General features: G+C 63.1%; 1 protein-coding gene. It reads left to right on the top strand.

The genetic code is table 11. From position 1 onward, the window contains the following. The first annotated feature begins 65 nt into the window (after positions 1-65). A protein-coding gene (locus ING15_RS19215) for an IS3 family transposase (RefSeq protein ID WP_206456452.1) occupies positions 66-1,255 on the top strand; the annotation gives its coding sequence in 2 pieces (ribosomal slippage) (positions 66-318 and positions 318-1,255; 1,191 coding nt in all). Positions 1,256-1,275: the final 20 nt, after the last annotated feature.

The raw sequence follows: 1,275 nt of genomic DNA, 5'->3' as shown, positions 1-1,275 counted from the left end.
TGACCTGCCACTGAGTTTTTCCTCCACGTGAGATTAGAGTCCGCCTCCCACAGAGGACGGACAGCATGAAGCGTAAACGGTTCACGGAAGAGCAGATCATCGGTGTTCTGAAGGAGCAGGAGTCGGGTGCGAAGGGCGCCGATCTCGCCCGCAAGCACGGGATTTCCGAGGCAACGCTGTATAACTGGAAAGCCAAGTACGGCGGCATGGAGATATCCGATGCCAAGCGCCTGAAGGCTCTCGATGGTGAGAACGCGAAGCTGAAGAAGCTCTTGGCCGAGCAGATGCTCGACGCGGCGGCGCTGCGGGAACTTCTGGCAAAAAAATGGTAGGGCCCGTCGCCAAGCGCGAAGCCGTTGCGCATCTACGGGCCCTCATGGACCTGTCGGAGCGGCGGGCCTGCCAGATCGTCGGTGCCGATCGCAAGACGGTGCGCTACCAGTCCTGCAAGCCGTCGGAGACGGAGCTTCGCGGCAAGCTGCGCGAGCTTGCCAACGAGCGGCGTCGCTTCGGGTATCGCCGGCTGTTTGTCCTGCTGCGGCGGGACGGCGAGACATCGGGGATCAACCGGATCTATCGTCTGTATCGCGAAGAAGGACTGACGGTGCGCAAGCGCCGTGCGCGGCGTCGCGCCGTTGGCACAAGGGCGCCGATCCTCGTCGAGGCAAGGCCGAATGCCCGCTGGTCGTTGGATTTTGTCCACGACCAATTTGCCTGCGGGAGGCGCTTTCGCGTCCTGAACGTCGTCGACGACGTGACGCGCGAATGCCTGGCGGCGATCCCGGACACCTCGATCTCCGGTCGCCGGGTTGCCCGTGAGTTGACGAGCCTGATCGCCATCCGCGGCAAGCCCGGCATGATCGTTTCAGATAACGGCACCGAGTTCACCTCGAACGCCATCCTCGCCTGGTCGAAAGATCACAAGGTCGAATGGCACTACATCGCGCCGGGCAAGCCGATGCAGAACGGCTTCGTCGAGAGCTTCAACGGCCGCATGCGCGACGAACTACTGAACGAGAGCCTGTTCCTCGGGATCGACCACGCCCGCAGCATGATCGCGGCCTGGGCCGAGGACTTCAACACCAAGCGCCCCCACTCCTCGCTTGGCTACCTGGCCCCAGCGCTCTTCGCCAAGACCATCACCGCAACCGGCTTCGGCACTGCGCTATCGGAAGGCTCCGTGCCTGCGCCGCTTGCTCCCACCGCGCCGATCGGCGTAGCAGAAACGGACGCGGCTCTAATCGTCGCTGGATGAAAATTCAGTGGCAGGTCAGT

It is taken from the genome of Aurantimonas marina (assembly GCF_017183135.1).
Classification (GTDB): domain Bacteria; phylum Pseudomonadota; class Alphaproteobacteria; order Rhizobiales; family Rhizobiaceae; genus Aurantimonas; species Aurantimonas marina.
This window is presented reverse-complemented; position numbering and strand designations above follow the sequence as displayed.